2 protein-coding genes and 1 pseudogene are annotated in these 1,962 nt (G+C 43.7%); all 3 read left to right on the forward strand.

What is annotated here, in order from left to right; all coding sequences use genetic code 11:
- Positions 1 to 365, forward strand: a 365-nt coding sequence (locus tag ACYVJ4_RS18750; protein WP_460461552.1) for a replication/maintenance protein RepL, incomplete at its 5' end; no start/stop codon positions are given.
- A gap of 6 nt (positions 366 to 371) precedes the next feature.
- Positions 372 to 659, forward strand: coding sequence for a hypothetical protein (locus ACYVJ4_RS18755; RefSeq protein ID WP_049092722.1), 288 nt, complete (start codon positions 372 to 374; stop codon positions 657 to 659).
- 1,035 nt (positions 660 to 1,694) lie between these two features.
- Positions 1,695 to 1,962: pseudogene (locus tag ACYVJ4_RS18760) on the forward strand (hypothetical protein); the annotation flags it as partial.

Consider the following 1,962-nt stretch of genomic DNA (forward strand, 5'->3'; position numbering starts at 1 on the left):
CATTTCGGTTATATTCTTTTTTTGCCCAGAATATAGATAAATCATGTGGGGCTGTTGTATGTGATCAAAAATTCTTAGCTGATTATTTCGGTGTTAGTTTAAGAACGATCCAATATTGGATTGGAGATTTAGAAAGTATTGGCGCAATAGTTAAAATACCAGTAGGCATATATTATGCCTATGCATTAGATCCTTATCAGGTATGGCGTGGATATAACAATACTAAAAAATATGCAGCATTTAACGCAAAAACATTAACTCAAAAAGATGGGGTTATAGATCGTAAATTGCGGCTTATGCTTTCTAGGCGTGAAGAGTTTGAAAGTTCCTTAAAGTACTCTAATCATGACTCAGAGCAGGGGTGATGCACTATGAGAATTAAATATGAATCACGTTGGAGATTAGAAGAACTAAAATTAGAAATATGCAGTTCAATAGATGAGTTAATTAATAAATATGGTATTGAATATGCAACAGGAATAAATCTTTATATGAATTGTGAAGATAAAGAATTTAATCTTGTTGATGTTATCAATGAAGATGGAAATAAAATAATGTTTGTCGTTAGCAACGATGAAAAAATACAAAAGCCAAAAAAAATAGCAAAGAAAAAAACTCCAGCACCTGTAATTGAGCTAGATAAATATCGAAAAAAATGACCATTGAGCCAGCGGCAGGCGGACAATCAGGGGCTACGTGTTAACGTTCTGACCTTGATTGTCTATCCTGCATTGCTCTTTTGCCGCCTCGAATCCCTTGCGTGTTTTTGTTCCACGCTCTCCAGAACGACCGAGCCGCCACGGTTCCGATAGCGCCTTGAGCGCAACCGGAAACCGTCTGGGGAGAACCCCAGACCCCCATCGCTGTAATACCGACGGTCTACGACCACCTACCAGCCGAATAGCTGCCTATGCCGTGCAAATAGGCTTTGCAGGGGGCTGACGCTGTTCCTGGCGACCTGAAAGCCCCTGGTTAGGGGTATCGGCGCGCCTGACCTCCTGAGAGCCTCTGTAAGCGTTTTTCGCGCCTTCCATGCCCTGACGGGCATTTAAAACCCGTTTCGTGCGTCTGAGAGCTTCTGAGCGCGTTTGAAGGGCTATCTGACGACTCATCCCTGAAAGAACAACAACGGGATCACCGACAACATGCGAGAGGTGACACCGCTCGCCGCAAGTCGATGACCGAGCGTAGCGAGCGAATCGACGAGGAAGCGGAAGAGAACCGGAAGCCACATTGAGCACTTACGCACTGATGCGGGGTGTCGGGGTGAAGCCCTGACCAGGTGGTGAATGTCTGAGTGCGCGTGCGCGGTCCGACATTCCCACATCCTGTCCCGATTTCTGAGGCTTTTTAGCGGTGAACGGACGGCAAAACCATGATGGAGTTGTTGAACGTTGAGAGCATGAAATCTGGCAAAAATCACGGCTGGTAAGGCTTGCAGAGGAGTAAGCCAGTATACACTCCGCTATCGCTACGTGACTGGGTCAGGGCTGCGCCCCGACACCCCAAAAGCAGTTAGGTAGTGTTAAATCATGAGCAGTAAAAAAACGCTTTGATAGATCTTTAGAGCAAAAATTGACATTTCTTTAAAAATCATTGACTTAAGACACCTTCATACGAAACGTTATTTGCATGTGTATACGCAAACATGTTTGCATGTGTTGTTTCGTACTGTACGATATAAATTTCGTAAGGTGCGAAATATCATTGCAGGTAAGGATGCAAGTATGTTGGAACAGCAATTTGAAGACTTTGAACAGCAAAAACGGCGAGATCATCAGGTACAAGATCAATCCAAGAACGCTAAGCAAAAACGAGATCGGTTGAATCCTCCAGACTGGTCGCAGGTTACTAAGGCTGGTTGGAATATGTTGGACGCTATATCAGAAAAAGTTCCTAGAGCATTTCGGTTATATTCTTTTTTTGCCCAGAATATAGATAAATCATGTGGGGCTGTTGTAT

The sequence above is a fragment of the Angustibacter peucedani genome (assembly GCF_054779595.1).